We start from the raw sequence: 21,987 nt of genomic DNA on the forward strand, positions 1-21,987 counted from the left end.
GAATCGACTGCCAGCATCGGCGTCATGGAATCACCCCGTTCCGGAGTGCGCCGCGCCAGAGCCGCCTCGTGGGCGCTGGCCGGCCTCGGCGTCGCCGCCGTCGCGGGCACCTCCACGCTGGCCTATGCCGACACCACCGCACCGGCGGCCCCCGCCGCCCAGGTCGTCGTCGACCCCGTGCCCGCGGACAGCGGTCCCCCGCCCCCACTCGACCTGCCGGTGCCGGCGACCACGACCGCCGACACACCGGTGGTCCCCGTCCCGCCTCCCGATCCCACGGTCGAGCGGGCGCCGGCCACCACCCGGTGGACACCGGCACCCGTGTACACCCCGCGCGAGACCTACCAGCCCACCCCGGTGCAGACGTCCGATTCGGCGCCGGCCCCCGAGCAGACCACGCAGACCCGCGAAACGTCGACGCCCCCGACGACCCGGCGGCGCACCCTCACTCCGGCACCCAAGCTGTCGCCGAGCTTCTCACCGCATGTGACGGTGTCACGCGGCTCATGACCCTCGACGCCCCGGACCTCGCGCACAGCCGATGGCAGCGCTGGAGCACCGACATGCACATCGTCGTGACCGAACCGCCGTCGCTGCGCCGCGCCCGGTTCGAGGTCGACGCCGAACTCGACGCCGTCGAACGTGCGGCGTCCCGGTTCCGGCCGGATTCCGAGGTCATGGCGCTCGCCACCTCTGATGGCCGGCCGACCAGGATCAGCGAGACGCTGGCCGTCCTGCTGGAGGCCGCCTTGACCGCGGCACGGGAGACCGACGGCGACGTCGATCCCACCGTGGGCGCCGCGGTGGTCGCACTCGAGGGCGACGGCCGTGCCGCGCTGTCGACCATCACCCCGGCGTGCTGGTCGATGGTCGCCCTCGACGGTCGGGTCGTCACCGTTCCGCCCGGGGTGCTGCTCGACCTGGGCGCCACCGCGAAGGCCGTCGCGGCCGATCGGTGCGCGGACCGGGTCCACCAGGTCACGGGCAGCGGGGTGCTGATCAACCTCGGCGGTGACATCGCCACCGCGGGGCCGGCGCCCGACGGCGGCTGGCAGGTCCTGGTGCACGACGTCGACGGGGATCCGGACAGTGCGGTCGCGTTGCCGTCCGGCACCGCACTGGCCACCTCCAGCACCCTTCGGCGCACCTGGCGGTGCAATGGCGCAGTGCTGCATCACATCCTGGATCCGCGCACGGGCCGGTCCGCGGATCCGTTGTGGCGCACGGTGTCCGTCGCGGCGCAGACCTGTTGGGCCGCGAACACCGTTTCGACAGCGGCGATCGTGCGCGGGTGGGCGGCGCTGACATGGATTGCGGCGCTGGGAATGTCGGCGCGACTGGTGGACAGCGAGTGCGTCGAGCACACCATCGGTACGTGGCCGCGCACTGCTGCGGAGGCTCGGCGATGACCAGTGAGGCACTGTGGGCGCTGGGGCGCGGTACCGGGATCACCGCCCTGGTGTTCCTGACGATCTCGCAGGCGCTGGGCATCGCCACCCGTTCCGGGCGCCGCGTCGTCGCGCTCCCCCGCTTCGCCGTCGCCGACGTTCACCGGTTCGCCGCGCTGGCCGGGACCGGGCTGGTCGCTCTGCATCTGACCCTGCTGTTCTTCGACCCGTACGCCCAACTGCGCCTGGTCGACTTCGTCGTTCCGTTCCTCGCCGCGTACCGGCCCGTCTGGCTCGGCCTGGGCACCCTCGCCTGTGACGTCCTCGTCGTGGTGACGGTCAGCAGCCTGTTGCGTCACCGCCTCGGTCTGCGCGCGTTCCGCGCCATCCACTGGCTCGCCTACGCGCTGTGGCCGGTCGCGCTGGTGCACGCGCTCGGCTCGGGCACCGACGCCCAACGCGCCTGGTTCCTGGCTCTGGCAGGCGGTTGCGCGGTCGTCGTCGCGGGCGCGCTGATGTGGCGACTGCGGGCCGACTACGTCGAATACGCCGATACCCGAACAGAGGCCCGCCGATGACCGCCCTCTCACCGTCGCGCACGAATCCTCCTGGTGCACAACGCCTCTTCGCTGCCGGCGGGAGCGGCCTGACCGAGCATCACACGCGATTCGGCGCCCTCCCCACCCACTCGGCGGAGCAGGTGGTCGCGTCACTGCACGCAGCGGGTCTGACGGGGCGGGGCGGAGCAGGGTTTCCCACCGGCCGCAAGATCGCCTCGGTCACTGGACGCGGCGCCGTGGTGATCGGTAACGGCGCCGAGGGCGAGCCACTCAGCCAGAAGGACGCCATGCTCCTGACCCGGGCACCCCATCTGGTGCTGGACGGTCTGCAGGTGTGCGCATCGACGGTCGGCGCGGACAGGGTCTACCTCTATGTGCCGGAACGCATTTCGCCGGCCGTACGGAAGACCCTCGACGAACGGGTCGCCGCCGGAGTGGACCCGCGCCGGGTGACCCTCGTCGAGGCCTCCGACACGTTCGTCGCCGGCGAGGAGTCCGCGGTGGTCCGGCGCATCGAAGGCGGTCCGGCGCTGCCCCGCGACCGCACGGTCCCGACGTCGATCTCCGGGGTGCGGGGACGCCCCACGCTGGTCAACAATGTCGAAACACTGGCCCATGTCGCGTTGATCGCCCGCTACGGTCCGCAGTGGTTCCGATCGGTCGGCGACCCGGAAGATCCCGGCACCATGCTGATCACACTGTCGGGAGCGCTACCCCGACGCGGTGTCCTCGAACTGCCCACCGGAACCCCGCTGGCGGACGTCCTCGCCGCAGGCGGCCTCACCGACCTGCGGACCGCCCGAGCGGTGCTGACCGGCGGCTACCACGGCAGCTGGATCCCGGCGGCGAACCTCACCGATGCCCGCCTGTCCCGTGCGGGCCTGCGAGCGTGCGGGGCCACCCCCGGCGCGGGCATCGTCCATGTGCTCGCCGCCGACCAGTGCGGCCTCGCCCACACCGCGGGCATCGTCGCCTACCTCGCCGATCACGGTGCCCGACAGTGCGGTCCGTGCCGCAACGGCCTTCCCCGGCTGGCCGAGCTGTGCGACGAGCTCGCCTACGGCCGGGTCGACGACGGACAGATCCGTGAGCTGCACCGGATGCTCGGCCTCGTCGATGGCCGCGGCGCGTGCCGCCACCCGGACGGCACTGTCCGCATGGTGCGCAGCGCGCTGAACGCCTTCGCCGACGACATCGCCCACCATCGCGCCGGCCGCTGCAGCGCCGCACTGGTCACCGCCCGCAGCGCCGACCGTCGCGGTGCCCGACGCGCTGTGGGGATCGCGTGAAACGCCCGGCGGCACCGCGCAGGTTGCACATCGACTGGACCCGATGCGATGGCCGGGGCCTGTGCACCGAGCTGCTGCCCGGGGTGTTCGACCGCGACGACTGGGGCTACCCCCTGGCGCGTGACGGGTCCCGCGAGCCGGTGATACCGCGCGGCGACCTGGCCGAGGCACGGATGGCCGTGAACCGCTGCCCACGCCTCGCGCTGTCCCTGACCACGCGCTCCTAGCTCGACATCCCTTCCCAACAACCACTTTCACCAGAAAGGGCTCGCCTTGTCCACGTTCCAGGGACTTCCCGCTCATATCCTGCTCGTGCACTTCATCGTGGTGCTCGCGCCGGCGACCGCCGTGCTCGCGATCGTGTGCGCGCTGTGGCCGGCCGCGCGGCGCCACTTCACATGGCTGGTCGTGCTCCTTGCCGCCGCGACCACGCTCCTGACCCCGCTGACGACCGATGCCGGCGAGTGGCTGGAGCAGCGCACCGAACCCACCGCAGTGCTGCAGGCGCACACCGAACTCGGTGACACCATGCTCTACTTCTCAGTGGGCCTGCTCGTCGCCGCGGCGCTGCTGGCGTTCATGCATCTTCGCGAGAACCGCAACCAACCGCTCAAGCCGGCGCTCCGATGGGCCGTTGTCGGCATCGTCGTCGTCGCAGCCGTCGCCACCTCGGCCCAGGTGTATCGGATCGGCGACTCCGGGGCGCGCTCGGCCTGGGCCGACAAGGTCGCTGCGACGCAGTCTCCCTGAGGGGTAGCGGGCCTACTTCTTGCGCTGGCTCTGCGCGTACTCCTCGGGCCGATTCTTCTTCATCCACGCCCTCATCGGCCAGAACAGCACCCAGAGAACCGGATACACGGTGACGTAGAACAGCCCGTACACGGCCAGACACCCCAGTATCCCGAGCACCCAGCCGGGGTAGATGATGATCAGGCAGAACTGGATGAACTGCTTCAGCACGACCGGGTACCCGTCGGCCATCGCCCACACCGTCTTCGGGCTCAGGGCGTTGACGAGTGTCCGCCACGTCGACGGCTTGGGCGCCGCGAGTGGTTCGCCGTCCTCGGCTTCGGCACCGCTCGCGGGCTCGGTCATGGCTAGAAGTCCCAGTCCTCGTCTTCGGTGTTGACCGCCTTGCCGATCACGTAGCTGGAACCCGAGCCGGAGAAGAAGTCGTGGTTCTCGTCGGCGTTCGGGCTCAGCGCCGACAGGATCGCCGGGTTGACGTCGGTCTCGTCGCGCGGGAACAGCGCCTCGTAACCGAGGTTCATCAGCGCCTTGTTGGCGTTGTAGCGCAGGAACTTCTTGACGTCCTCGGTCAGCCCGACCTCGTCGTAGAGGTCCTGGGTGTACTCGACCTCGTTGTCGTAGAGCTCGAACAGCAGCTCGTAGGTGTAGTCCTTGAGCTCCTGGCGGGTGGCGTCGTCGGTCAGCGCCAGCCCGCGCTGGAACTTGTAGCCGATGTAGTAGCCGTGCACGGCCTCGTCACGGATGATCAGCCGGATCATGTCCGCGGTGTTGGTCAGCTTGGCCCGGCTGCTCCAGTACATCGGCAGGTAGAAACCGGAGTAGAACAGGAAGCTCTCCAGCAGCGTGGAGGCCACCTTGCGCTTGAGCGGCTCGTCACCCTTGTAGTACTGCATGACGATCTCGGCCTTGCGCTGCAGGTTCGGGTTCTCCTCCGACCAGCGGAACGCGTCGTCGATGTCGGCGGTCGAGCACAGCGTGGAGAAGATGTTGCTGTAGCTGCGCGCGTGCACCGACTCCATGAACGCGATGTTGGTGTACACCGCCTCCTCGTGCGGGGTCAGCGCGTCGGGGATCAGGCTGACGGCGCCGACGGTGCCCTGGATGGTGTCGAGCAGCGTCAGGCCGGTGAAGACCCGCATCGTGAGCTGCTTCTCGTGGGCGGTCAGCGTGTTCCACGACGGGATGTCGTTGGAGACCGGCACCTTCTCGGGCAGCCAGAAATTACCGGTGAGGCGTTCCCACACCTCGGCGTCCTTCTCGTCCTGCAGGCGGTTCCAGTTGATCGCGGAGACGCGGTCGATCAGCTTCATTCCCTCGGACACCAGGACCCCATTTCGCCGGATTTTCACCTGTGTGAGCTGTTCTACAGGCCACCACCGACACTACAACTTGTTGGGTGCGAAAACGGGTGACGATGCCACATCTTGTGTTGGCGTGTCGCCTCGTACGCGGCCGGCCGTCTCCGCGGGCATCCCGACGCCGCCGGACCTCCCCGTGGCGGGTGCGGATCGTCGGGCCAGCACCCACACGGTGGCCGCGGTGAGCCCGACCGTGAGCACGGCCAGCGCGCCGATGCTGTGACCGGCGCCACCGGTGAAGGTGTCACGGTAGGCGGCCATGGCCGGCACGGACGCGGTGTACCTGTCGAGCCCGAGGTGTCGGCCCAGGGCTTCGAAGGCATGGCGGTTGGACAGCACGATGCTGATCAACCGGCCGGGGCCCGCCATGGCGTCGACGGGAACGATCGCCCCGCCGAAGAGCACCTGCGGGAAGCACAGCATCGGCAGGGCCAGGGCGGCCTGGGCGGCGTTGGAGACGGCGGCCGACGCCAACAACCCCAGCGCAAGCGCTGACGTCGCCTCGAGCACCATCGTGAGGAACAGCAGGGCGTAGACGTGCCAGCCGGCAGCGGGCAGCCTGCCCAGCAGGCGCAGCACTCCGAGCAGCACCACGCACACCGCGGCCAACACGGGGAGCAGCGTCGCCACTTTCGACAACACGTAGGCGCCGACCCGGAGACCGGACACGCGCTCCCGCCGGAAGACAGCCATCTCGCCGACGATCTGCAGCAGACCGTAGGTCAGGCCGAAGAAGAAGCCGTCGAAGGCGATCCAGAACACGATCTGCGCCGGGGCCACGCCTGCGGCGCGGACGTCGAAGGCGTCGCGGGTGAACAGTGTCGCCATCATCGCGGTGACCAGAACCGGGGAGCCGAGCAGGATCGCCAAGGTGAGACGGTTGCGCAGCAGGACGTCGACGTTGCGCCGCGTCAACAGCCACCACTGCCGGACCGCACCGGTACGCCGACGGTCCGGCAATGCCACCGGTGCCGACGCAGGCTCGCTCCTGACGGCAGTGGCCAGTCGCTGCGCGAATCGCCGGGCCCAGACGGCGGGGGTGTCCTCCGCTGCGAGCCGCTCATAGACCTGGGCGAGGTCCGTCACGCCGAAGTGACGCCGCGCCTCTGCGGGGGTACCGATGAAGGCGAGGTGGCCGTTCGGAGCGAGAAAGACGACACGGTCGCACATGTCGATGCTGGCCGGTTCGTGCGTCGTCACGACTGTGGTGACACCGCGATCAGTCAGTCGGCGCAGTAGGCGCATCACCTCTACCGATGTCGCGGGATCGAGTCCCGACGTCGGCTCGTCGAGGAAGAACAGGCGCGGCCGGGTCAGCAACTCGACGGCGATGCTGGCTCGCTTGCGCTGACCGCCGGACAACAGGCGAATCGGAACGTCGGCCCTGTCAGCCAGATTGAGGTCGGACATCGTCTGTTCCACCACGCGGTCGGCCTCCTCGGCAGAAGTACCGGCCGGCAGCCGCAGCTTCGCCGCGTAGCGCAGCGTGCGCCGCAACGGCATCTCGAGATGAATGATGTCGTCCTGAGGGACATATCCGACGCCATCGGCCCCGCACGCCCCGGGCGGCAGGCCGTCGAAGCGGATCTGCCCGCCCGATGGTCGCCGTTGTCCGGCCAGAACGTCCAGCAGCGTGGTCTTGCCGGCCCCACTGCCGCCCGCGATGGCGAGCAACTCGCCCGGCTCCACGGTCAGGGACAGCTCGGCGAGGATCTGCCGCCCGCCGGACCGGTAGGTGACGTCGACGGCGTCGACCCGGCCGCCGCGTCGCGTCTGGAGGTGAAATGTGCTGTCGGTCATGAGGAAAACCCCTTCGTGAGTGAGCCCGGTCGCCTTGATCGTCGGCTGCAGCGCGAAGATCCGCATGGGGCGTTTGCCCCAATCTGCGCGACCACGCAGGGGAATTCCGAAAATCGTTCTCCCGCAGAAAAGTACGAGGATCGTTACCGCGCGTCGGCGACGAACGGGGCAAGACCGCGGTCGATCGCCGCGAGACTGGCCTGCGTTCGGTTGTTCACGTTGAGTTTCGCGTAGACCCGCTCGACGTGGTTGCGCGCCGTCTTCTCCGCGATGTGCAGCGCGGCCGCGATCTCGCGGTTCGACCGGCCCTGCGCCACGAGCCGCAGCACATCGACCTCCCGCGGGGTGAGGCTCCCGTCGCGCGATGTACGCCGCGGAGCCTGGTGTCCGGCCGCCGCCAGGACGGCCTCGACGGAGTCGTTGTCGAGGCGCCCGGCGCGGGCGTGTTCCCGCATCGTCCGCGCGGCGCCGGGGCCGTCGAGGGAAGGTCGGTCGCGGTGCGGCTCGAGCAGCTGGTGGTAGGCGACCGACGCCGCGAGCAGGCGGTCGGCGGCCGACAGCTCGGCCCCGACGAGCCCGCGGGGAAAACCGGATCCGTCGATGCGCTCCTCGCCCTTGGTGGCGATGGACACCACCGACTCCAGACCACCGACCCGGCTGAGGATCCGCCCGGTCAGATACGGGTACAACTCGAGCCGCTCCGACTCGGCCGTGGTGAGCGGCCCCTTCTTGTTCCAGATCTGGTTCGACACGCCCAACCGGCCGAGCCCGTGCACCAGGCCGGCCCGGTACAGGCGTGACACGTCGACCGTCGGCATGCGCAGTCGCCGGGCGGCCTCGGCGGCCACGTCGGCGATCCCACGCGAATACCCGGGCGAGCACGGGCATTTGAGGTCGACGAAGTCGGCGACAGCGCGGAGCATGTCATCGGTTTCGTCGGCATCCAGGGTGCGATGACGATCGGGTGCCTGCGCCAGCGCGGCGGTCCAGACGTCGATGTCGAGAAGCCCGTCGACGATCGCTGCGGCATCGCGGACGAACACGTCGGCCACCTCCGGGCTGAATTGCGTTGCGCGCCGGGCCCGTGCGACCTCGACGGCGTGTGACACGCCACCGGCCCGCAGATGCACTTCGGCCACGTCGGCCAGCCGCACGATATGGACTTCGTCCGGAATTTCCTGTCCACGAACACCATTGGGCATCCCGCGGCCGTCCCACCGCTCGAAGATGTGCGCCAGGGCCCGTCCGACCTGGGGATCCAGACCCATCCGATCGGACAGCACTCCTGCGGAACTGCAGTGCGAGTTAATCAGCTCGCCGACCTGGTGGCGGGCCGTCATGAGGAATGCGGCGGTGCGCACCCCGCGCTCCCATCCCGGCGAGTCCCGCCCGACGTGGCTCGCCATCAGGCGCAGGAACGGCAACCCGGCCATGTCCACGCCGTAGGTGTCCGCCCGGAAGGCGATGTCGTCACCGAAGAGAGCAGCCAGCTCGTGAGAGTCGGCGTGACACCCGATCCACCCGACCAGGTTGGCGTAGTAGACGGTGGCGCGGCGCTGCGCGTCGAGCCCCATGCGCTCGGCGATCCGGGTCGCGATCAGCGAGGACCGCAGCATGTGTTCCATGGGTTGGCCGAGGCCGAGATCGATCGCCAGGGAGATCGCGGCCAGCAGTTCCGCCCTGCGCAGTCCCCTGTCCGAGCCGATCCCCGACGGGTGCACGCGCTCATTGTGCACCCGGGTCGTCATTCGCACGCCCCTGATCGTGCGGGCGGACCGGAACGACGGCATGAGGCGATTGCCTCATGTGTGTCGCGCACCCGTACGCGAACATCGCCGCATGACCACGATCATCGAGCCCCGCGCCACCTTCTCGACCGCGCGGGAGAACCCCTGGGATGCGGTGCTCACCGACGGTCACGCGTCACTGGTCCGGGCTCGGCGGTTGTTTCGCTACCTACCGTCAGCGCCCCGATGCAAGCTGTGCAACAACCCTTTCGGCGGGGTGGCCGGGCGGGTGCTGTCCGTCGCCGGATTCAGCCCGTCCCGGAAGAACCCGAACCTGTGCAGCCGCTGTTGTGATGCGCTGCCGGCCGGGGGCGCCGAGGTGGATGTCGCGGTGCTGTTCGCCGATGTGCGCGGCTCGACCGCACTGGGTCGGGCCGCGGCCGCGACCGACTTCGCCTCGCTGCTCAACAGGTTCTACGTCGCCGCGACCCACACGCTGCTCCGTCACGACGCGGTGATCGACAAGCTGATCGGCGACGAGGTGATGGCGTTCTTCGTCCGGGGTATCAGCGGCCCCCACTACCGTGACCGCGCGGTCCGGGCGGGGCTCGACCTGCTCGCCGCGGTCAGAGACGGCGACGGTGCGCCGTGGCTGCAGGTCGGCGTGGCGGTCAATGCGGGCACCGCGTTCGTCGGCAACGTCGGTGGACAGGTCGTCGACTTCACCGCGCTCGGCGACCCCGTCAACGTCGCCGCCCGAATGCAGGGGCACGCGGCGGGCGGCGAACTGGTCGTGGCCGCTGGAGTGGCCGACCACCTGATGGAGGACACGCCGCGGCGCACACTGCGGCTGCGTGATCGGCCACAGCCGCTCGACGCCTTCGTGCTGCGGGCGGGCGGATCGCCGGCGCTCAGGCGACCTTGTCGCGCCGCGTCACGCCTTCGTGCAACGGCAGGTCCGGATCGATGCGGATGCCCAGCACCTCGCACGTGCCGTTGATCGAGCCCATCATGATGGTGGTCAGGTAGTCGACGAACCGCTCGGTGGGCAGCCGGCGCGGGGTCTCGTGGTTGGAGCCCAGCCACCAGTCGGTGGCCGACGCCGCCGCCCCGAACGTCGCGAACGCGGCCAGCTCGAAGGCCGCCCCGTCGAGCTCCATCTCGCGCAGCTCGTTGCTGAACATGTCCGCCATCGCCAGCGTGATGTCCCGGCCCTCGTTGACGGCGCGGATCGTCGACTCGCTCTGCTCGGCGAACCGGCCCTGCATCAGGAAACGCACCACATTGGGGTGCTCGTCGACCAGACGGACGTACTGCTCCACGGCGCGGCGGATGATGGTGTGCGCCGGATCGGTCGAAATGTCGATCGACGGGAAGATGGCCGACCACAGCATGTCCCGCATGCGCTGACCGATCGCCTGGAACAGGTCGGACTTGTCGGTGAAGTGCCGGTAGATCTTGGGCTTGGCGGTGCCGGCCTCCTCGGCGATCTCGCGCAGCGAGACCTCGGGACCCTGCCGGTCGATGGCGCGGTAGGCGGCGTCGACGATCTCCGAGCGCACCTTCTTGCGGTGTTCGCGCCAGCGCTCACTGCGGGCGTCCACCTTGACGCCCGACTCGTCGGCAGGACGTGCCCTCGACCCTCGTCGCACGCGATCACTGTACCCGCTCGGGCGTCGCTGACCTGCCCAGACCGCGCCGGCCCGGGTCTGGGACCAACTGGTGACGTCAGCTCGTCCGCCGCGATGCGTCCAGGGACTTTCGGTACTATCTCGTGCGACAGCCGCTCAACGAGACGAGAGATATGACGCAGCGATACGACCTGGTCATCGCAGGCGGGGGGCCGTCGGGATCGGCCGCCGCATGGCAGGCCGCGCAGACCGGCGCGAAAGTGGTGGTCCTGGACAAGGCACAGTTCCCGCGAGCCAAGCCGTGCGGTGACGGCCTGACCGCGCGCGCGGTCAGCTACCTGCAGAAGATGGGCCTGGCCGACGAGGTCGACACCTTCCACCGGGTCAACAGGGTCACGGTGTTCAGCCCCAGCCGCTGGGAGCTGTCGTTCCCGAAGCGGCCCGGCATGCCCGATCACGGCCACACGGTCAGCCGCGAGCACCTCGACACCCTGCTGCTCAAGCACGCCGAGTCCGCCGGCGCCGAGGTCCGTCAGGGCGCCGAGGTCGCGGGCCCCGAGCTCGATGCCAACGGCCGGGTGATCGGCGTGGTGCTCAAGGGCGGCGAGAAGGTCTACGGAGACGCGGTGATCGCGGCCGACGGCGCCTACTCCCCCATCAAGCGGGCGCTCGAGATCGACTCGGAGTACAACGGCTACTCGGCGATCGCGATCCGCTCGGAGATGCCGGCCAACCGGGCCGACTCCGACAGCCTGGACATCTATCTGAAGCTGCAATTCCAGGGCGATCAGCTGCCCGGCTACGGGTGGGTGTTCCCGATGGGCCAGGGCGTGTTCAACATCGGCCTGGGCTATGTGAACAGCTACAAGAACTGGCAGTCGATCAACGCCACCCAGTTCCTCGGCGACTTCCTGCGCACGCTGCCGCGCGAGTGGGATCTGCCGCCCATCGAGGAGCTGAAGAAGAACAAGAGCGTGCGTGCCTGGCGGCTGCCGATGGGCTTCACCGCCTGGCCGGCCTGGCGCCCCGGCGTGCTGTTCACCGGCGACTCGCTCGGAGCGGGCAAGCCGGCGTCGGGCGCGGGGATCTCCAAGGCGCTCGAGTCCGGCCTGGCCGCCGGTGAGTGCGCGATCGCCGCTCTGACCAACGGCGGGCCCGACGACTTCACGAACTACGGTCAGCGGATGGAGGCCGCGTGGGGCCGGGAGTACAAGCGCGGCAGGTACTTCCACAAGCTCGCTGGCATTCCGGCGGTCGCCAACACCGGGATCAAGCTGATCGACAACGCCTACTTCCGCGACCGGATGCTCAAGTCGCTGTACAAGAAGGCGCAGGGCCCGCAGCACACCTATTAGGAACCACCCCGCCGCATCGTCGGCGCCCCGCCGGGTGTGGAGTTCCAGTTCACACCCGGCGGTGTGGTTTCCGCGCTCCCCTACCGTGACAGGCATGTCGCGACTGGGCAGCACCGCTGCGGAGCACCTGGCCGCGCTCGGCACCGTCGCGATCGAGCCCGGGCTGTCCGAGGCCGAGCTCACCGGCATCGAAGCCGAGTTCGGTTTCGCGTTCGCCGACGATCATCGGGCGTTCCTCGCCGCGGGGCTACCTGTCGGTGGCACCTGGCCGGACTGGCGCGGCACCGGCCGCAGGAGTCTGGCCACGCGGCTGCAGCTGCCGGTCGACGGCATCCTGTTCGCGGTGGAGTGGCGCGACTTCTGGGACGACGGCTGGGGCGCCCGCCCGGCCCGGATGCGTGACGCGCTCCGCACGGCGAAGTACCGACTGGACCGCGTTCCCCGCATGGTCCCGCTGTGCTCGCACCACTATCTGCCGGCCGGAGTGCCGGGACACCCGGTGCTGTCGATCTATCAGACCGACATCAGCGTCTGCGCCGCCGACCTGCTCGACTACGTCGACAGGGGCCAGCGGCCCGATGCGCGGCCGGTCGCGACGCCGACCGTGGCGTTCTGGTCGGACCACGTCAGCTGACCTGTCGGTGCCTGCGGGTAGACCTGATCCCATGGAGCAACGCATCAGCCTGATCACGCTCGGTGTCGACGATCTCGCCCGTGCTCGACGCTTCTACGAGGAAGGCCTGGGCTGGCAGCCCCGCGATGCGCCCGAGGGCGTGGTGTTCTATCAGCTGCCCGGCATCGCGCTGGCGCTGTTCGGCCGCGAGGACCTCGCCGAGGATGCCCACCACCCGGTCGACGGCCGCTTCAGCGGCATCACGATCGCGATCAACGAACGTTCCGAGGCCGACGTCGACGCGGTCCTGGCGCAGGCCGCCGACGCGGGCGCGACCATCCTCAAATCCGCCGAGCGGGTGTTCTGGGGCGGCTATTCGGGCTACTTCGCCGACCCGGACGGTCACGTCTGGGAGGTGGCGCTGAATCCGCAATGGACGATCAACGAGGACGGCACGCTGACGATCTGAGCGCCTGGTGTGCGGGCAGATCGCGTTCCGGCCCGCAGGACGATCTGATCGCACACCAGAGGACGTCAGCGACCGCGGGGCCGCCCCGGCTTACGGGCCACCTTGCCCGCGGCGGCGCGGGCGGCCTGTTTGGCGAGGGTCTTCTCGCGGGCGGTGCGCTTCGGCGGCGGCGGTGTCTGCCCCCGCGACGACCCGGGTCGGCGGCCGCGCACGATGCCGATGAAGTCCTCGATGAGCGCCGGCTGCGGGCCCTCCGCGACGGCAAGAGCCACCGGGCACGGCGGCGCATCGGTGATCGGCCGGTAGGTGACGTCCTTGCGGTGATGCAGCCGCGCCAGCGACTGCGGCACGATCAGCACCCCGACGCCGGCAGCGACCAATTCGATTGCCTCGCCGGTGGTTTCGGGCCGGTGATCGACCGGGGCGCCGGGGGCGCCGGTCCAGTCGACGACGTCGTCGCGAGGAAGCAGGCGCGGCTCGCCGTCGAGATCGGCGGCGGTGATCTCGTCGGGCACGGTGAGAAGGTGGTCGTTCGGCACGACGGCCACCGTGGTCTCATCGTAGAGCGGGATGACCGCGAGCCCGGTCGTGTCGGACGGCAGCCGCAGCACCACGACGTCGACGGTGCCGTCGCGCACCGCGGCGGCCGCGTCCGCGGCGGCGACGGGGCGCAAGTGCAGCGGAATCTGCGGGTGTCGCTGCGACCAGTTGCGCGCCCATTTCGCAGGTGTCACCCCGGGGACGTAACCGACGGTGAGCGAGGGCGCGTTCACTGCCTCAGGCTATCGATAAGCTCTGCCCATGAGCAGGCCGAACGCGCAGTCCATGAAACCCGCCACGGCGGCGAAGAAGCTGGACGTCTACCTGCCCGCGACGCCGGCGGACTTCCAGCAGAACGCGATCACCCGGGAGGAGCTCGCCGCGCTGCAGGCCGACCCGCCGCAGTGGCTGCAGGATCTCCGCAAGAACGGGCCGCATCCGAAGAATCTGGTGGCCGCCAAGCTCGGCGTCTCGATCGCGGGCCTGGCCCGCGGGGGGATCACCGAGGCGCTGACCACCGAACAGATCGCGGCGCTGCTCGAGGAGAAGCCCGACTGGCTGGTCGCCGAACGCGAGAGCTATCAGAACGTGCTGCGTGAGGAGCGGCGCCTCAAGGCGCTGCGTACGGAACAGCTTCGCGACAGCTGACTCCGCACCGCGCCGACCGTGCGGTGTCGTACGCGAATCGCCGCGGCAGCCGTACGGAATCGCACACTGGAAGAGGCGCTAGCCGCGAATGCACAACGCCGCCGACGGAAAACCGCCGACGGCGCTGAACGATTCACCTCACAGCATGCAGCTGACGCAACCCTCGACTTCGGTTCCCTCCAAAGCCATCTGACGCAGCCGGATGTAGTACAGCGTCTTGATGCCCTTGCGCCACGCGTAGATCTGCGCCTTGTTGAAGTCGCGGGTGGTCGCGGTGTCCTTGAAGAACAGCGTCAGGCTCAGCCCCTGGTCCACGTGCTGGGTGGCCGCGGCGTAGGTGTCGATGATCTTCTCGTAACCGATCTCGTACGCGTCCTGGTAGTACTCCAGGTTGTCGTTGGTCAGGTACGGCGCCGGGTAGTAGACGCGGCCGATCTTGCCTTCCTTGCGGATCTCGATCTTGCTGGCCACCGGGTGGATCGAGCTCGTCGAGTGATTGATGTAGCTGATCGATCCCGTCGGCGGAACCGCCTGCAGGTTCTGGTTGTAGATGCCGTGCTCCTGCACCGACTCCTTCAGCCGCTTCCAGTCGTCCTGGTTCGGGATCCGGATGCCCGCGTTCGAAAACAGGGTGCGAACAGCTTCCGTTTTGGGCTCCCACACCTGATCGGTGTACTTGTCGAAGAACTCCCCCGACGCGTACTTCGAGCGTTCGAACCCGCCGAACGCCGAGCCCCGTTCGATCGCAATGCGATTCGACGCGCGCAGCGCGTGGTAGAGCACGGTGTAGAAGTAGATGTTGGTGAAGTCGACGCCTTCTTCGGAGCCGTAGAAGATCCGCTCACGGGCGAGGTAGCCGTGCAGGTTCATCTGCCCGAGCCCGATCGCGTGAGACTCGTTGTTGCCCTGCTCGATCGAGGGCACCGACCAGATGTGGGTCTGATCGCTCACTGCGGTCAGCGCCCGGATGGCCACCTCGATGGTCTGCGCGAAGTCCGGCGAATCCATCGCCTTGGCGATGTTCAGTGAGCCGAGGTTGCAGGAGATGTCCTTGCCCACCCTGGCGTAGCTCAGGTCCTCGTTGAACAGCGACGGGGTCGACACCTGCAGGATCTCCGAGCACAGGTTGCTGTGGGTGATCTTGCCTTCGATCGGGTTGGCCCGGTTCACCGTGTCCTCGTACATGATGTACGGGTAACCCGACTCGAACTGCAGCTCGGCCAGCGTCTGGAAGAACTCACGCGCCTTGATCTTCGTCTTGCGGATGCGCGCGTCGTCGACCATCTCGTAGTACTTCTCGGTCACCGAGATGTCGGCGAACGGCACCCCGTAGACGCGCTCGACGTCGTACGGCGAGAACAGGTACATGTCCTCGTTCTTCTTGGCCAGCTCGAACGTGATGTCCGGGATCACCACACCGAGGCTCAGCGTCTTGATGCGGATCTTCTCGTCGGCGTTCTCGCGCTTGGTGTCGAGGAACCGGTAGATGTCCGGGTGGTGCGCGTGCAGGTACACCGCGCCGGCACCCTGACGCGCGCCCAGCTGGTTGGCGTAGGAGAACGAGTCCTCGAGCAGCTTCATGATCGGGATGACGCCGGAGCTCTGGTTCTCGATGTTCTTGATCGGCGCGCCGTGCTCGCGAATGTTGCTCAGCAGCAGGGCGACTCCGCCACCGCGCTTGGACAGCTGCAGTGCCGAGTTGATCGAGCGCCCGATGGACTCCATGTTGTCCTCGATGCGCAGCAGGAAGCACGACACCGGTTCACCGCGCTGCTTCTTGCCCGAGTTGAGGAACGTCGGGGTGGCCGGCTGGAAGCGGCCGTCCATGATCTCGTCGACGAGCTTCTCGGCCAGAGTCGTGTCGCCGGAGGCCAATGTGAGCGCCACCATCACCACGCGGTCCTCGAAGCGCTCCAGGTAGCGCTTCCCGTCGAACGTCTTGAGCGTGTACGAGGTGTAGTACTTGAACGCGCCGAGGAAGGTCGGGAACCGGAACTTCTTGGCATACGCGCGATCCAGCAGCGTCTTGACGAAGTTGCGGGAGTACTGGTCGAGCACTTCGCGCTCGTAGTACTCCTTCTCGATCAGGTAGTCGAGCTTCTCATCCTGGCTGTGAAAGAACACCGTGTTCTGATTGACGTGCTGCAGGAAGTACTCCCGCGCGGCCTGCACATCCTTGTCGAACTGGATCCTGCCGTCGGCGTCATACAGATTCAGCATCGCGTTCAGGGCGTGATAATCCATCTCGCCCGGGAGCGCGTGTACGCCGGTGGTTACAGGTTCTGCAGCTGTGACGGTTGGTGGCACGTCTGGTCCTTCCGGGATTGGGCCCAAAAATCGTTCAGGCCCGCGCGGACGGCGAAGACGTCGTCCGTGGTGCCCATCAGTTCGAAGCGGTACAGGTACGGGACGCCGCACTTGCGGGAGACGACGTCCCCCGCGTAGCCGAATTCGGCGCCGAAATTGGTGTTGCCCGCGGCGATGACACCGCGGATCAACGACCGGTTGTGTTCGTTGTTGAGGAAAGCGATCACCTGCTTGGGGACGTATCCCCCGCGATCGGGATCGGGACCGTTGGCGTGCCCTCCTCCATAGGTGGGGAGGATGAGCACATACGGCTCGTCGACCTGGATCTGTTCCTTGAGGGGAATCCGGACGGCAGGCAGCTCGAGCTTTTGTACGAACCGATGCGTGTTCTCCGACACGCTGGAGAAGTAGACCAGGTTGCTCACGTCCACTCCTCTCGGTCGATGCATCGGATGAATCGTCAGATGGGCCTAGGCGGTGACGGCGGACGCGCCGGCCAAGGTCTTGATGCGGTCCGGGCGGAACCCCGACCAGTGGTCATTGCCGGCCACCACGACGGGTGCCTGCAGGTAACCGAGCGCCATCACGTAGTCGCGCGCCTCGGAATCCACGCTGATGTCGACGACGTCGTAGGTCACGCCCGCCTTGTCGAGCGCCTTGTAGGTGGCGTTGCACTGAACGCAGGCCGGCTTGGTGTACACGGTGACAGTCATCTGCGGGCTCCCTCAGCGAAAGTTTTCATCAACAACGGGCGTTCTCGTGGTCACTGCACACCTCATCCGACGATCAGCTGGCCGGGCGATCCACCCTCCCTGCCCTCAACGCCGATCCGAGGAAGGAACTTCCCCCGGAACCTCCGCCGAGCGCAGATCGCGCTTTTCGTCGCCCTCCACCCTAGAGCACTAGATGTTGTGCCTCGTTAGTAGAGCACACACAAGATGGCCTTAATAACACGTTTGGAATTTTGCCTGGTCAACGCGGTGTGTCGCGACGATTTCGGCGTGTCGCAGATCACATCAGGGCCCTCGCGCATCCATGTCTCAGGTCTACCAGGACCCACTGACAACACCGGCGTCGCCGGCGCCGCGCCTTCTCACGCCCAGCAAACGACAAAGCCCGGCATTGCTCAGAAGCAAAGCCGGGCGGTGCCGTTGAGGTGTGGGTCAGCCGATTTCGGCGACCAACTTGCCGACGATGTCGCGCAGCTTGGCCGCGACCTCGGCGCTCTCGCGCGGGTGCTTTCCGTCGAGCGTCTGGGTCGGCAGCGACAGCTCGAGGTCCTCGACCACCCGGGGCCCGGCGATGCCGAACGACTTGCGGGTCTCGTCGTGCGCCCACACGCCGCCGTACTGGCCCAGCGCGGCGCCGATGACGGCCAGAGGCTTGTCCTTGAGGGCGCTGTTGCCGTACGGCCGGGACAACCAGTCGATCGCGTTCTTCAGCACGCCGGGGATGCTGCCGTTGTACTCCGGGGTGACGACCAGCGCCGCGTCGGCGCGGGCTGCGGCGTCGCGCAGCGCCGCCACCACCTCGGGGACCGACTCGTTGTCGATGTCCTCGTTGTAGAAGGGCAACTCGCCCAACCGGTCGAAGCGCTCGAAGGTCACCCCCGCGGGGGCCGTTTCGGCCGCCAGGTCGGCGAGCTGGCGGTTCACCGACGCCTCTCGCAGACTTCCCACCAGAACCAATACCGTGCTGTCTGCCACTTCGTTCCCTTCCGTCGTCGCGGTCGATACTCGCAGAGTTTAACCGGACCGCAGTCCGATTAATTCCGGCTGAGTTAAAGTTGCCAGGTGAGCGTCTCCGACGGCCTGACGACCCTGTCCGTCAGCGAGCCCGGACCCCCGGAGCGGGGAGACGCTGCGCGTAACCGGGCACTGCTTCTGGACGCGGCGCGCCGGCTGGTCTCCGAACACGGCGCCGAGGCGGTCACCACCGATGACATCGCGGCCGCCGCAGGCGTCGGCAAGGGCACGTTGTTCCGCCGGTTCGGCAGCCGCGCCGGGCTGATGATCGTGCTGCTCGACGAGGACGAGAAGGCCCTGCAGCAGGCGTTCCTGTTCGGGCCGCCGCCGCTGGGCCCCGGCGCTGCGCCGGCCGACCGGCTGCGGGCCTACGGCCGCGAACGCCTCGCGTTCGTCGACACCCACCACGCGCTGCTCTCCGATGTGGGCCGAGATCCGCAGATGCGGTACAACGCCCCGATGATGCTGCACCACAGCCACGTTCGGATGCTGTTGGACCAGGCACACACGAGCGGCGATCTGGATGCGCAGACCACCGCGCTGCTGGCCCTGCTCGACGCCGACTACGTCCGCCACGAGACCACCGAACGCGGACGCACCCTGGGCGACCTCGGCGACGCATGGGACACGCTGGTCGGCAAACTCTGCGGGACATGAGTTCGCCGGCGCAGTGGATCCTGCACGTCGATCTGGATCAGTTCCTGGCGTCGGTCGAACTGCGGCGCCGGCCCGACCTTGTCGGACTGCCCGTCATCGTCGGCGGGAGCGGTGATCCCACCGAAGCCCGCAAGGTGGTCACGTGCGCGTCCTACGAGGCCCGCGCTTTCGGCGTGCGTGCCGGTATGCCGCTGCGGGCGGCGGCGAAGCGGTGTCCCGACGCCACGTTCCTGCCGTCGGATCCCGACGCCTACGACGCCGCCTCGGAGCAGGTGATGCAGGCGCTACGCGACCTCGGCCATCCCGTCGAGGTCTGGGGCTGGGACGAGGCGTACGTGGGCGCCGGTCCGACCGAGGATCCGTTCGACCTGGCGCGCCGCATCCAGCAGACGATCGCCGCGCAGACGGGCCTGACGTGCTCGGTCGGTATCAGCGACAACAAGCAGCGCGCCAAAGTCGCCACCGGCTTCGGCAAGCCGGCCGGCATCGCGGCGCTGACCGACGACAACTGGATGACCATGATGGGTGACCGGCCCGTCGACGCGCTGTGGGGCGTCGGCCCCAAGACCGCGAAGAAGCTCTCCGCCATGGGCATCTCGACCGTCGCCGACCTCGCGGCCACCGACGCGTCTGCGCTCACGGCCACGTTCGGTCCCACCACCGGGCTGTGGATCCTGCTGCTGGCCAAAGGCGGTGGCGACACAACGGTCAGCGCGGCGCCGTGGGTGCCCCGTTCCCGCAGCCACGTCGTCACGTTCCCCGAGGATCTGACCGACCGGGCCGACATGGCGACCGCGGTCACCGATCTCGCGCGCCGCACGCTGACCGAGATCGTCGACGAGCACCGGGTGGTGACCCGCGTCGCGGTCACGGTGCGCACCGCCACCTTCTTCACCCGCACCAAGATCCGCACGCTGCCGGCGCCCGGCACCGACCCCGAGATCGTCGTGGGCACCGCGTTGGACCTGCTCGGCGAGTTCGATCTCAGCCGGCCGGTGCGACTGCTCGGGGTCCGGCTGGACCTGGCGATGACCGAGCGCCCCGTCGCCGCTGTCGGTACCGAGAGCTAGCGTCACGTTTCGATGCTGCAGACAGTCGCGGTGCGCGGGTACCGCTCGCTCCGGGATCTCGTGGTGCCTCTGCGCCGGCTGACCGTCGTCACCGGAGCCAACGGCACCGGCAAGTCCTCGCTCTACCGCGCGCTGCGCCTGCTCGCCGACTGCGGTCGCGGTGAGGTGATCGGGTCCTTCGCCCGCGAGGGCGGTGTCGAGTCCGCGCTGTGGGCCGGCCCCGAGCAGCTCGCCGGGGCGCGCCGCACCGGGACCGCTCAGGGCGGCCGGCGCACCCGTCCGGTATCCATCGAATTAGGGTATGCCGCTGATGATTTCGGTTATCTCGTGGACTTCGGACTTCCTCAGGCAGTCGAGACGGCGTTCGCCCGCGACCCTGAGGTCAAACGGGAACTGATCTTCGCCGGGCCGGTGGCGCGGCCGACCACCACCCTGGTGCGCCGGGTGCGGGGGCTGGTCGAGGTGGCCTCGGACGGCAGCCGCGGATTCGACGAGCTCTCCCGCAACCTGCCCGCGCACCGCAGCGTGCTGGCCGACTGGGCGGGGGCCGCACCGGAACTGGTGATGGTGCGGGAACGGCTGCGTGACTGGCGCTTCTACGACGGCTTCCGCGCCGACGCCCACGCTCCGGCGCGCCGGCCGCACGTCGGTACGCGGACACCGGTGCTCGCCGACGACGGCGCCGACCTCGCCGCCGCGGTGCAGACGATCCTGGAGACCGGCACCGAGGATCTGCACCGCGCGGTGGCCAGCGCGTTCGACGGCGCCTCGGTCTCGGTGTCGGTCACCGACGGCCTGTTCGATCTCAACCTGCACCAGCGCGGCATGCTCCGGCCGCTGCGCAGCGCCGAGATCTCCGATGGCACACTGCGTTTCCTGCTGTGGACGGCCGCGCTGCTGAGCCCGCAGCCCCCGTCGCTGATGGTGTTGAACGAGCCGGAGACATCGCTGCACCCCGACCTGGTCGCCCCGCTGGCCGACCTCATCACCGCGGCCGCCGCCGTGACCCAGGTCGTGGTGGTCACGCATTCGGCGGCGTTGCGCGAGCGGATCGGCGCGACGCCGATCGGCTCCGACGGCGACGCGTGGGAGATCGAGCTCGTCAAGGACTGGGGTGAGACGAAGGTGTGCGGCCAGGAACTGCTGACCACTCCGCCGTGGGACTGGGGCAGGCGATGACACTCAGCGCTGGCGCGGGTGCGGCCGTAAGGCCCGGGTGAAGACGACGTTCACCCGCTCCATCGCCATCGCGTAGGGCCGCCAGAAGGTGCGCTTGGCGAAGTAGAGCGCACGGATGTCGGCGGAGGTGTACACGAGAAAGTTGTTGCGCACCACGCCGCGCAAGATCTTGTCCGCAGCGGTCTCCGGCGACACGGCATGCCCGCCGAAGCGATCCGTCCACCACTGCACCCGCGGGTCCTCGCGGTCCACCCCGGCGATGTGAACCGATTGCACCAGTGGGGTTTTCACCGCGCCGGGCACCACCACCGACACGCCGATGTCGTGCCGGGCCAGGTCGAAACGCAGGACCTCGGACAGACCGCGCAGGCCGTACTTGCTCGCCGAATAGGCGGCGTGCCACGGCAGCGCCACCAGGCCGGCCGCCGACGACACGTTGACCAGGTGTCCGCCGCGCCCGGCGGCCACCATCGGCGGCAGGAACGTCTCGATGACGTGGATGGGGCCCATCAGGTTGACGTCGATCATCGACTTCCAGTGGTGATGGGTGAGCTGATCGACGGTGCCCCAGGTCGAGATCCCCGCGATGTTCATCACCACGTCCATCGATCCGTGCCGGGTGTGGATGTCCGCGGCGAATCCGGCGACCGCGTCGTAGTCGGTGATGTCGAGCGCACGGTGGGCCGGCACCGCGGCGCCCAGCGCCTGCGCGTCGGCCACGGTGGCCGACAGCCCCTCGGCGTCGCGGTCGGTCAGATACAGTTCGGCACCCTGAGCCGCCAGCTTCAGCGCCGTCGCACGTCCGATCCCGCTGGCCGCACCGGTGAGGAAGCACCGCTTGTCAGTGAAATAGGCACCGCGCCCGTCGCCAGAACCCATGACAGGGACACTACCGGCCGTC

General features: G+C 68.7%; 25 protein-coding genes. 14 read left to right on the forward strand and 11 right to left on the reverse strand.

Going from position 1 to position 21,987, the window contains the following annotated elements; all coding sequences use genetic code 11:
- Positions 1–24: 24 nt before the first annotated feature.
- Genes MCHLDSM_RS11625 through MCHLDSM_RS11650 form a run of 6 tightly spaced genes read left to right on the forward strand, consistent with a single transcriptional unit; the run spans position 25 to position 3,987 of the window.
- Positions 25–510 carry a hypothetical protein gene (locus tag MCHLDSM_RS11625; RefSeq protein ID WP_048470169.1) on the forward strand — a complete coding sequence of 162 codons (486 nt, stop codon included), beginning with the start codon at positions 25–27 and terminating at the stop codon, positions 508–510.
- Complete coding sequence (locus tag MCHLDSM_RS11630; protein ID WP_048470170.1) at positions 507–1,409, forward strand: FAD:protein FMN transferase; 903 nt, start codon at positions 507–509, stop codon at positions 1,407–1,409. The genes MCHLDSM_RS11625 and MCHLDSM_RS11630 overlap by 4 nt, the downstream gene beginning before the upstream one ends.
- Entirely contained in the window at positions 1,406–1,966 is a 561-nt protein-coding gene (locus MCHLDSM_RS11635) for a ferric reductase-like transmembrane domain-containing protein (RefSeq protein WP_048470171.1), read from the forward strand. The genes MCHLDSM_RS11630 and MCHLDSM_RS11635 overlap by 4 nt, the downstream gene beginning before the upstream one ends.
- Positions 1,963–3,237 (forward strand): NADH-ubiquinone oxidoreductase-F iron-sulfur binding region domain-containing protein, encoded by a 1,275-nt coding sequence (locus tag MCHLDSM_RS11640; protein WP_048470172.1) that lies wholly within the window; start codon positions 1,963–1,965, stop codon positions 3,235–3,237. Before MCHLDSM_RS11635 ends, MCHLDSM_RS11640 begins: the two co-directional genes overlap by 4 nt.
- On the forward strand, positions 3,234–3,464 hold the full coding sequence (locus MCHLDSM_RS11645; RefSeq protein ID WP_048470173.1) for a ferredoxin: 231 nt from the start codon (positions 3,234–3,236) through the stop codon (positions 3,462–3,464). The genes MCHLDSM_RS11640 and MCHLDSM_RS11645 overlap by 4 nt, the downstream gene beginning before the upstream one ends.
- A 46-nt stretch (positions 3,465–3,510) precedes the next feature.
- Positions 3,511–3,987, forward strand: a complete 477-nt coding sequence (locus MCHLDSM_RS11650) for a DUF2231 domain-containing protein (protein WP_048470174.1) — start codon at positions 3,511–3,513, stop codon at positions 3,985–3,987.
- A gap of 12 nt (positions 3,988–3,999) precedes the next feature.
- On the opposite strand, the gene MCHLDSM_RS11655 is transcribed toward MCHLDSM_RS11650, so the two are convergent.
- The 4 genes from MCHLDSM_RS11655 to MCHLDSM_RS11670 all read right to left on the reverse strand — a co-directional run bounded on the left by MCHLDSM_RS11655 (position 4,000) and on the right by MCHLDSM_RS11670 (position 8,893).
- The gene (locus MCHLDSM_RS11655) at positions 4,000–4,332 is read right to left on the reverse strand and encodes a hypothetical protein (RefSeq protein ID WP_048470175.1); all 333 of its coding nucleotides are present in this window, start codon (positions 4,330–4,332) and stop codon (positions 4,000–4,002) included.
- Between the two features lie 2 nt (positions 4,333–4,334).
- The gene (gene nrdF, locus MCHLDSM_RS11660; protein WP_043407313.1) at positions 4,335–5,297 is read right to left on the reverse strand and encodes a class 1b ribonucleoside-diphosphate reductase subunit beta; all 963 of its coding nucleotides are present in this window, start codon (positions 5,295–5,297) and stop codon (positions 4,335–4,337) included.
- 72 nt (positions 5,298–5,369) lie between these two features.
- Positions 5,370–7,145 carry an ABC transporter ATP-binding protein/permease gene (locus MCHLDSM_RS11665; protein ID WP_082168843.1) on the reverse strand — a complete coding sequence of 592 codons (1,776 nt, stop codon included), beginning with the start codon at positions 7,143–7,145 and terminating at the stop codon, positions 5,370–5,372.
- Between the two features lie 143 nt (positions 7,146–7,288).
- The gene (locus tag MCHLDSM_RS11670; RefSeq protein ID WP_048470176.1) at positions 7,289–8,893 is read right to left on the reverse strand and encodes an HD domain-containing phosphohydrolase; all 1,605 of its coding nucleotides are present in this window, start codon (positions 8,891–8,893) and stop codon (positions 7,289–7,291) included.
- A 91-nt stretch (positions 8,894–8,984) separates the two neighbouring features.
- Here MCHLDSM_RS11670 and MCHLDSM_RS11675 point away from each other — a divergent pair, with 91 nt between their 5' ends.
- Positions 8,985–9,872 carry an adenylate/guanylate cyclase domain-containing protein gene (locus MCHLDSM_RS11675; RefSeq protein ID WP_082168822.1) on the forward strand — a complete coding sequence of 296 codons (888 nt, stop codon included), beginning with the start codon at positions 8,985–8,987 and terminating at the stop codon, positions 9,870–9,872.
- On the opposite strand, the gene MCHLDSM_RS11680 is transcribed toward MCHLDSM_RS11675, so the two are convergent.
- Entirely contained in the window at positions 9,784–10,524 is a 741-nt protein-coding gene (locus MCHLDSM_RS11680) for a TetR/AcrR family transcriptional regulator (RefSeq protein WP_048470177.1), read from the reverse strand. The two genes, MCHLDSM_RS11675 and MCHLDSM_RS11680, sit on opposite strands and share 89 nt — an antisense overlap.
- Before the next feature lie 152 nt (positions 10,525–10,676).
- On the opposite strand from MCHLDSM_RS11680, the gene MCHLDSM_RS11685 reads away from it, so the two are divergent.
- From MCHLDSM_RS11685 to MCHLDSM_RS11695, 3 genes are all read left to right on the forward strand, one after another.
- On the forward strand, positions 10,677–11,858 hold the full coding sequence (locus MCHLDSM_RS11685) for a geranylgeranyl reductase family protein (RefSeq protein WP_048470178.1): 1,182 nt from the start codon (positions 10,677–10,679) through the stop codon (positions 11,856–11,858).
- A gap of 94 nt (positions 11,859–11,952) precedes the next feature.
- Entirely contained in the window at positions 11,953–12,492 is a 540-nt protein-coding gene (locus MCHLDSM_RS11690) for a hypothetical protein (RefSeq protein WP_048470179.1), read from the forward strand.
- Positions 12,493–12,523: 31 nt separating this feature from the next.
- A complete protein-coding gene (locus MCHLDSM_RS11695) occupies positions 12,524–12,940 on the forward strand; it encodes a VOC family protein (RefSeq protein WP_048470180.1) in 417 nt (138 codons plus the stop codon).
- Between the two features lie 65 nt (positions 12,941–13,005).
- Here the strand turns inward: MCHLDSM_RS11695 and MCHLDSM_RS11700 are convergent, their stop codons facing one another.
- The gene (locus MCHLDSM_RS11700; protein ID WP_048470181.1) at positions 13,006–13,713 is read right to left on the reverse strand and encodes a LysR family transcriptional regulator substrate-binding protein; all 708 of its coding nucleotides are present in this window, start codon (positions 13,711–13,713) and stop codon (positions 13,006–13,008) included.
- Positions 13,714–13,741: 28 nt separating this feature from the next.
- Here MCHLDSM_RS11700 and MCHLDSM_RS11705 point away from each other — a divergent pair, with 28 nt between their 5' ends.
- Positions 13,742–14,128, forward strand: coding sequence for a DUF5997 family protein (locus MCHLDSM_RS11705; RefSeq protein WP_048470182.1), 387 nt, complete (start codon positions 13,742–13,744; stop codon positions 14,126–14,128).
- A 138-nt stretch (positions 14,129–14,266) separates the two neighbouring features.
- Here MCHLDSM_RS11705 and nrdE read toward each other — a convergent pair whose 3' ends face one another.
- The 4 genes from nrdE to MCHLDSM_RS11725 all read right to left on the reverse strand — a co-directional run bounded on the left by nrdE (position 14,267) and on the right by MCHLDSM_RS11725 (position 18,141).
- Positions 14,267–16,435, reverse strand: a complete 2,169-nt coding sequence (nrdE, locus tag MCHLDSM_RS11710; protein ID WP_082168823.1) for a class 1b ribonucleoside-diphosphate reductase subunit alpha — start codon at positions 16,433–16,435, stop codon at positions 14,267–14,269.
- The gene (nrdI, locus tag MCHLDSM_RS11715) at positions 16,402–16,860 is read right to left on the reverse strand and encodes a class Ib ribonucleoside-diphosphate reductase assembly flavoprotein NrdI (protein WP_048470304.1); all 459 of its coding nucleotides are present in this window, start codon (positions 16,858–16,860) and stop codon (positions 16,402–16,404) included. Before nrdI ends, nrdE begins: the two co-directional genes overlap by 34 nt.
- Before the next feature lie 45 nt (positions 16,861–16,905).
- A complete protein-coding gene (gene nrdH / locus MCHLDSM_RS11720) occupies positions 16,906–17,148 on the reverse strand; it encodes a glutaredoxin-like protein NrdH (RefSeq protein WP_048470183.1) in 243 nt (80 codons plus the stop codon).
- A gap of 450 nt (positions 17,149–17,598) precedes the next feature.
- Positions 17,599–18,141, reverse strand: coding sequence for an NAD(P)H-dependent oxidoreductase (locus MCHLDSM_RS11725; RefSeq protein ID WP_048470184.1), 543 nt, complete (start codon positions 18,139–18,141; stop codon positions 17,599–17,601).
- Between the two features lie 87 nt (positions 18,142–18,228).
- On the opposite strand from MCHLDSM_RS11725, the gene MCHLDSM_RS11730 reads away from it, so the two are divergent.
- Genes MCHLDSM_RS11730 through MCHLDSM_RS11740 form a run of 3 tightly spaced genes read left to right on the forward strand, consistent with a single transcriptional unit; the run spans position 18,229 to position 21,086 of the window.
- Positions 18,229–18,837, forward strand: coding sequence for a TetR/AcrR family transcriptional regulator (locus MCHLDSM_RS11730; protein ID WP_048470185.1), 609 nt, complete (start codon positions 18,229–18,231; stop codon positions 18,835–18,837).
- A complete protein-coding gene (locus tag MCHLDSM_RS11735) occupies positions 18,834–19,907 on the forward strand; it encodes a DNA polymerase IV (protein ID WP_048470186.1) in 1,074 nt (357 codons plus the stop codon). The genes MCHLDSM_RS11730 and MCHLDSM_RS11735 overlap by 4 nt, the downstream gene beginning before the upstream one ends.
- Before the next feature lie 12 nt (positions 19,908–19,919).
- Complete coding sequence (locus MCHLDSM_RS11740) at positions 19,920–21,086, forward strand: AAA family ATPase (protein WP_048470187.1); 1,167 nt, start codon at positions 19,920–19,922, stop codon at positions 21,084–21,086.
- A gap of 3 nt (positions 21,087–21,089) precedes the next feature.
- Here MCHLDSM_RS11740 and MCHLDSM_RS11745 read toward each other — a convergent pair whose 3' ends face one another.
- A complete protein-coding gene (locus tag MCHLDSM_RS11745; protein WP_048470188.1) occupies positions 21,090–21,965 on the reverse strand; it encodes an SDR family oxidoreductase in 876 nt (291 codons plus the stop codon).
- Positions 21,966–21,987 lie beyond the last annotated feature (22 nt).

It is taken from the genome of Mycolicibacterium chlorophenolicum, from assembly GCF_001044235.1.
GTDB lineage: Bacteria > Actinomycetota > Actinomycetes > Mycobacteriales > Mycobacteriaceae > Mycobacterium > Mycobacterium chlorophenolicum.

Coding starts and splice junctions, on each gene's coding strand:
- MCHLDSM_RS11625 (WP_048470169.1), top strand. CDS start 25: ATGGAATCACCCCGTTCCGGAGTGCGCCGCGCCAGAGCCGCCTCGTGG.
- MCHLDSM_RS11630 (WP_048470170.1), top strand. CDS start 507: ATGACCCTCGACGCCCCGGACCTCGCGCACAGCCGATGGCAGCGCTGG.
- MCHLDSM_RS11635 (WP_048470171.1), top strand. CDS start 1,406: ATGACCAGTGAGGCACTGTGGGCGCTGGGGCGCGGTACCGGGATCACC.
- MCHLDSM_RS11640 (WP_048470172.1), top strand. CDS start 1,963: ATGACCGCCCTCTCACCGTCGCGCACGAATCCTCCTGGTGCACAACGC.
- MCHLDSM_RS11655 (WP_048470175.1), bottom strand. CDS start 4,332: ATGACCGAGCCCGCGAGCGGTGCCGAAGCCGAGGACGGCGAACCACTC.
- nrdF (WP_043407313.1), bottom strand. CDS start 5,297: ATGAAGCTGATCGACCGCGTCTCCGCGATCAACTGGAACCGCCTGCAG.
- MCHLDSM_RS11665 (WP_082168843.1), bottom strand. CDS start 7,145: ATGACCGACAGCACATTTCACCTCCAGACGCGACGCGGCGGCCGGGTC.
- MCHLDSM_RS11670 (WP_048470176.1), bottom strand. CDS start 8,893: ATGACGACCCGGGTGCACAATGAGCGCGTGCACCCGTCGGGGATCGGC.
- MCHLDSM_RS11675 (WP_082168822.1), top strand. CDS start 8,985: ATGACCACGATCATCGAGCCCCGCGCCACCTTCTCGACCGCGCGGGAG.
- MCHLDSM_RS11685 (WP_048470178.1), top strand. CDS start 10,677: ATGACGCAGCGATACGACCTGGTCATCGCAGGCGGGGGGCCGTCGGGA.
- MCHLDSM_RS11690 (WP_048470179.1), top strand. CDS start 11,953: ATGTCGCGACTGGGCAGCACCGCTGCGGAGCACCTGGCCGCGCTCGGC.
- MCHLDSM_RS11695 (WP_048470180.1), top strand. CDS start 12,524: ATGGAGCAACGCATCAGCCTGATCACGCTCGGTGTCGACGATCTCGCC.
- MCHLDSM_RS11705 (WP_048470182.1), top strand. CDS start 13,742: ATGAGCAGGCCGAACGCGCAGTCCATGAAACCCGCCACGGCGGCGAAG.
- nrdH (WP_048470183.1), bottom strand. CDS start 17,148: ATGACTGTCACCGTGTACACCAAGCCGGCCTGCGTTCAGTGCAACGCC.
- MCHLDSM_RS11735 (WP_048470186.1), top strand. CDS start 18,834: ATGAGTTCGCCGGCGCAGTGGATCCTGCACGTCGATCTGGATCAGTTC.
- MCHLDSM_RS11740 (WP_048470187.1), top strand. CDS start 19,920: ATGCTGCAGACAGTCGCGGTGCGCGGGTACCGCTCGCTCCGGGATCTC.
- MCHLDSM_RS11745 (WP_048470188.1), bottom strand. CDS start 21,965: ATGGGTTCTGGCGACGGGCGCGGTGCCTATTTCACTGACAAGCGGTGC.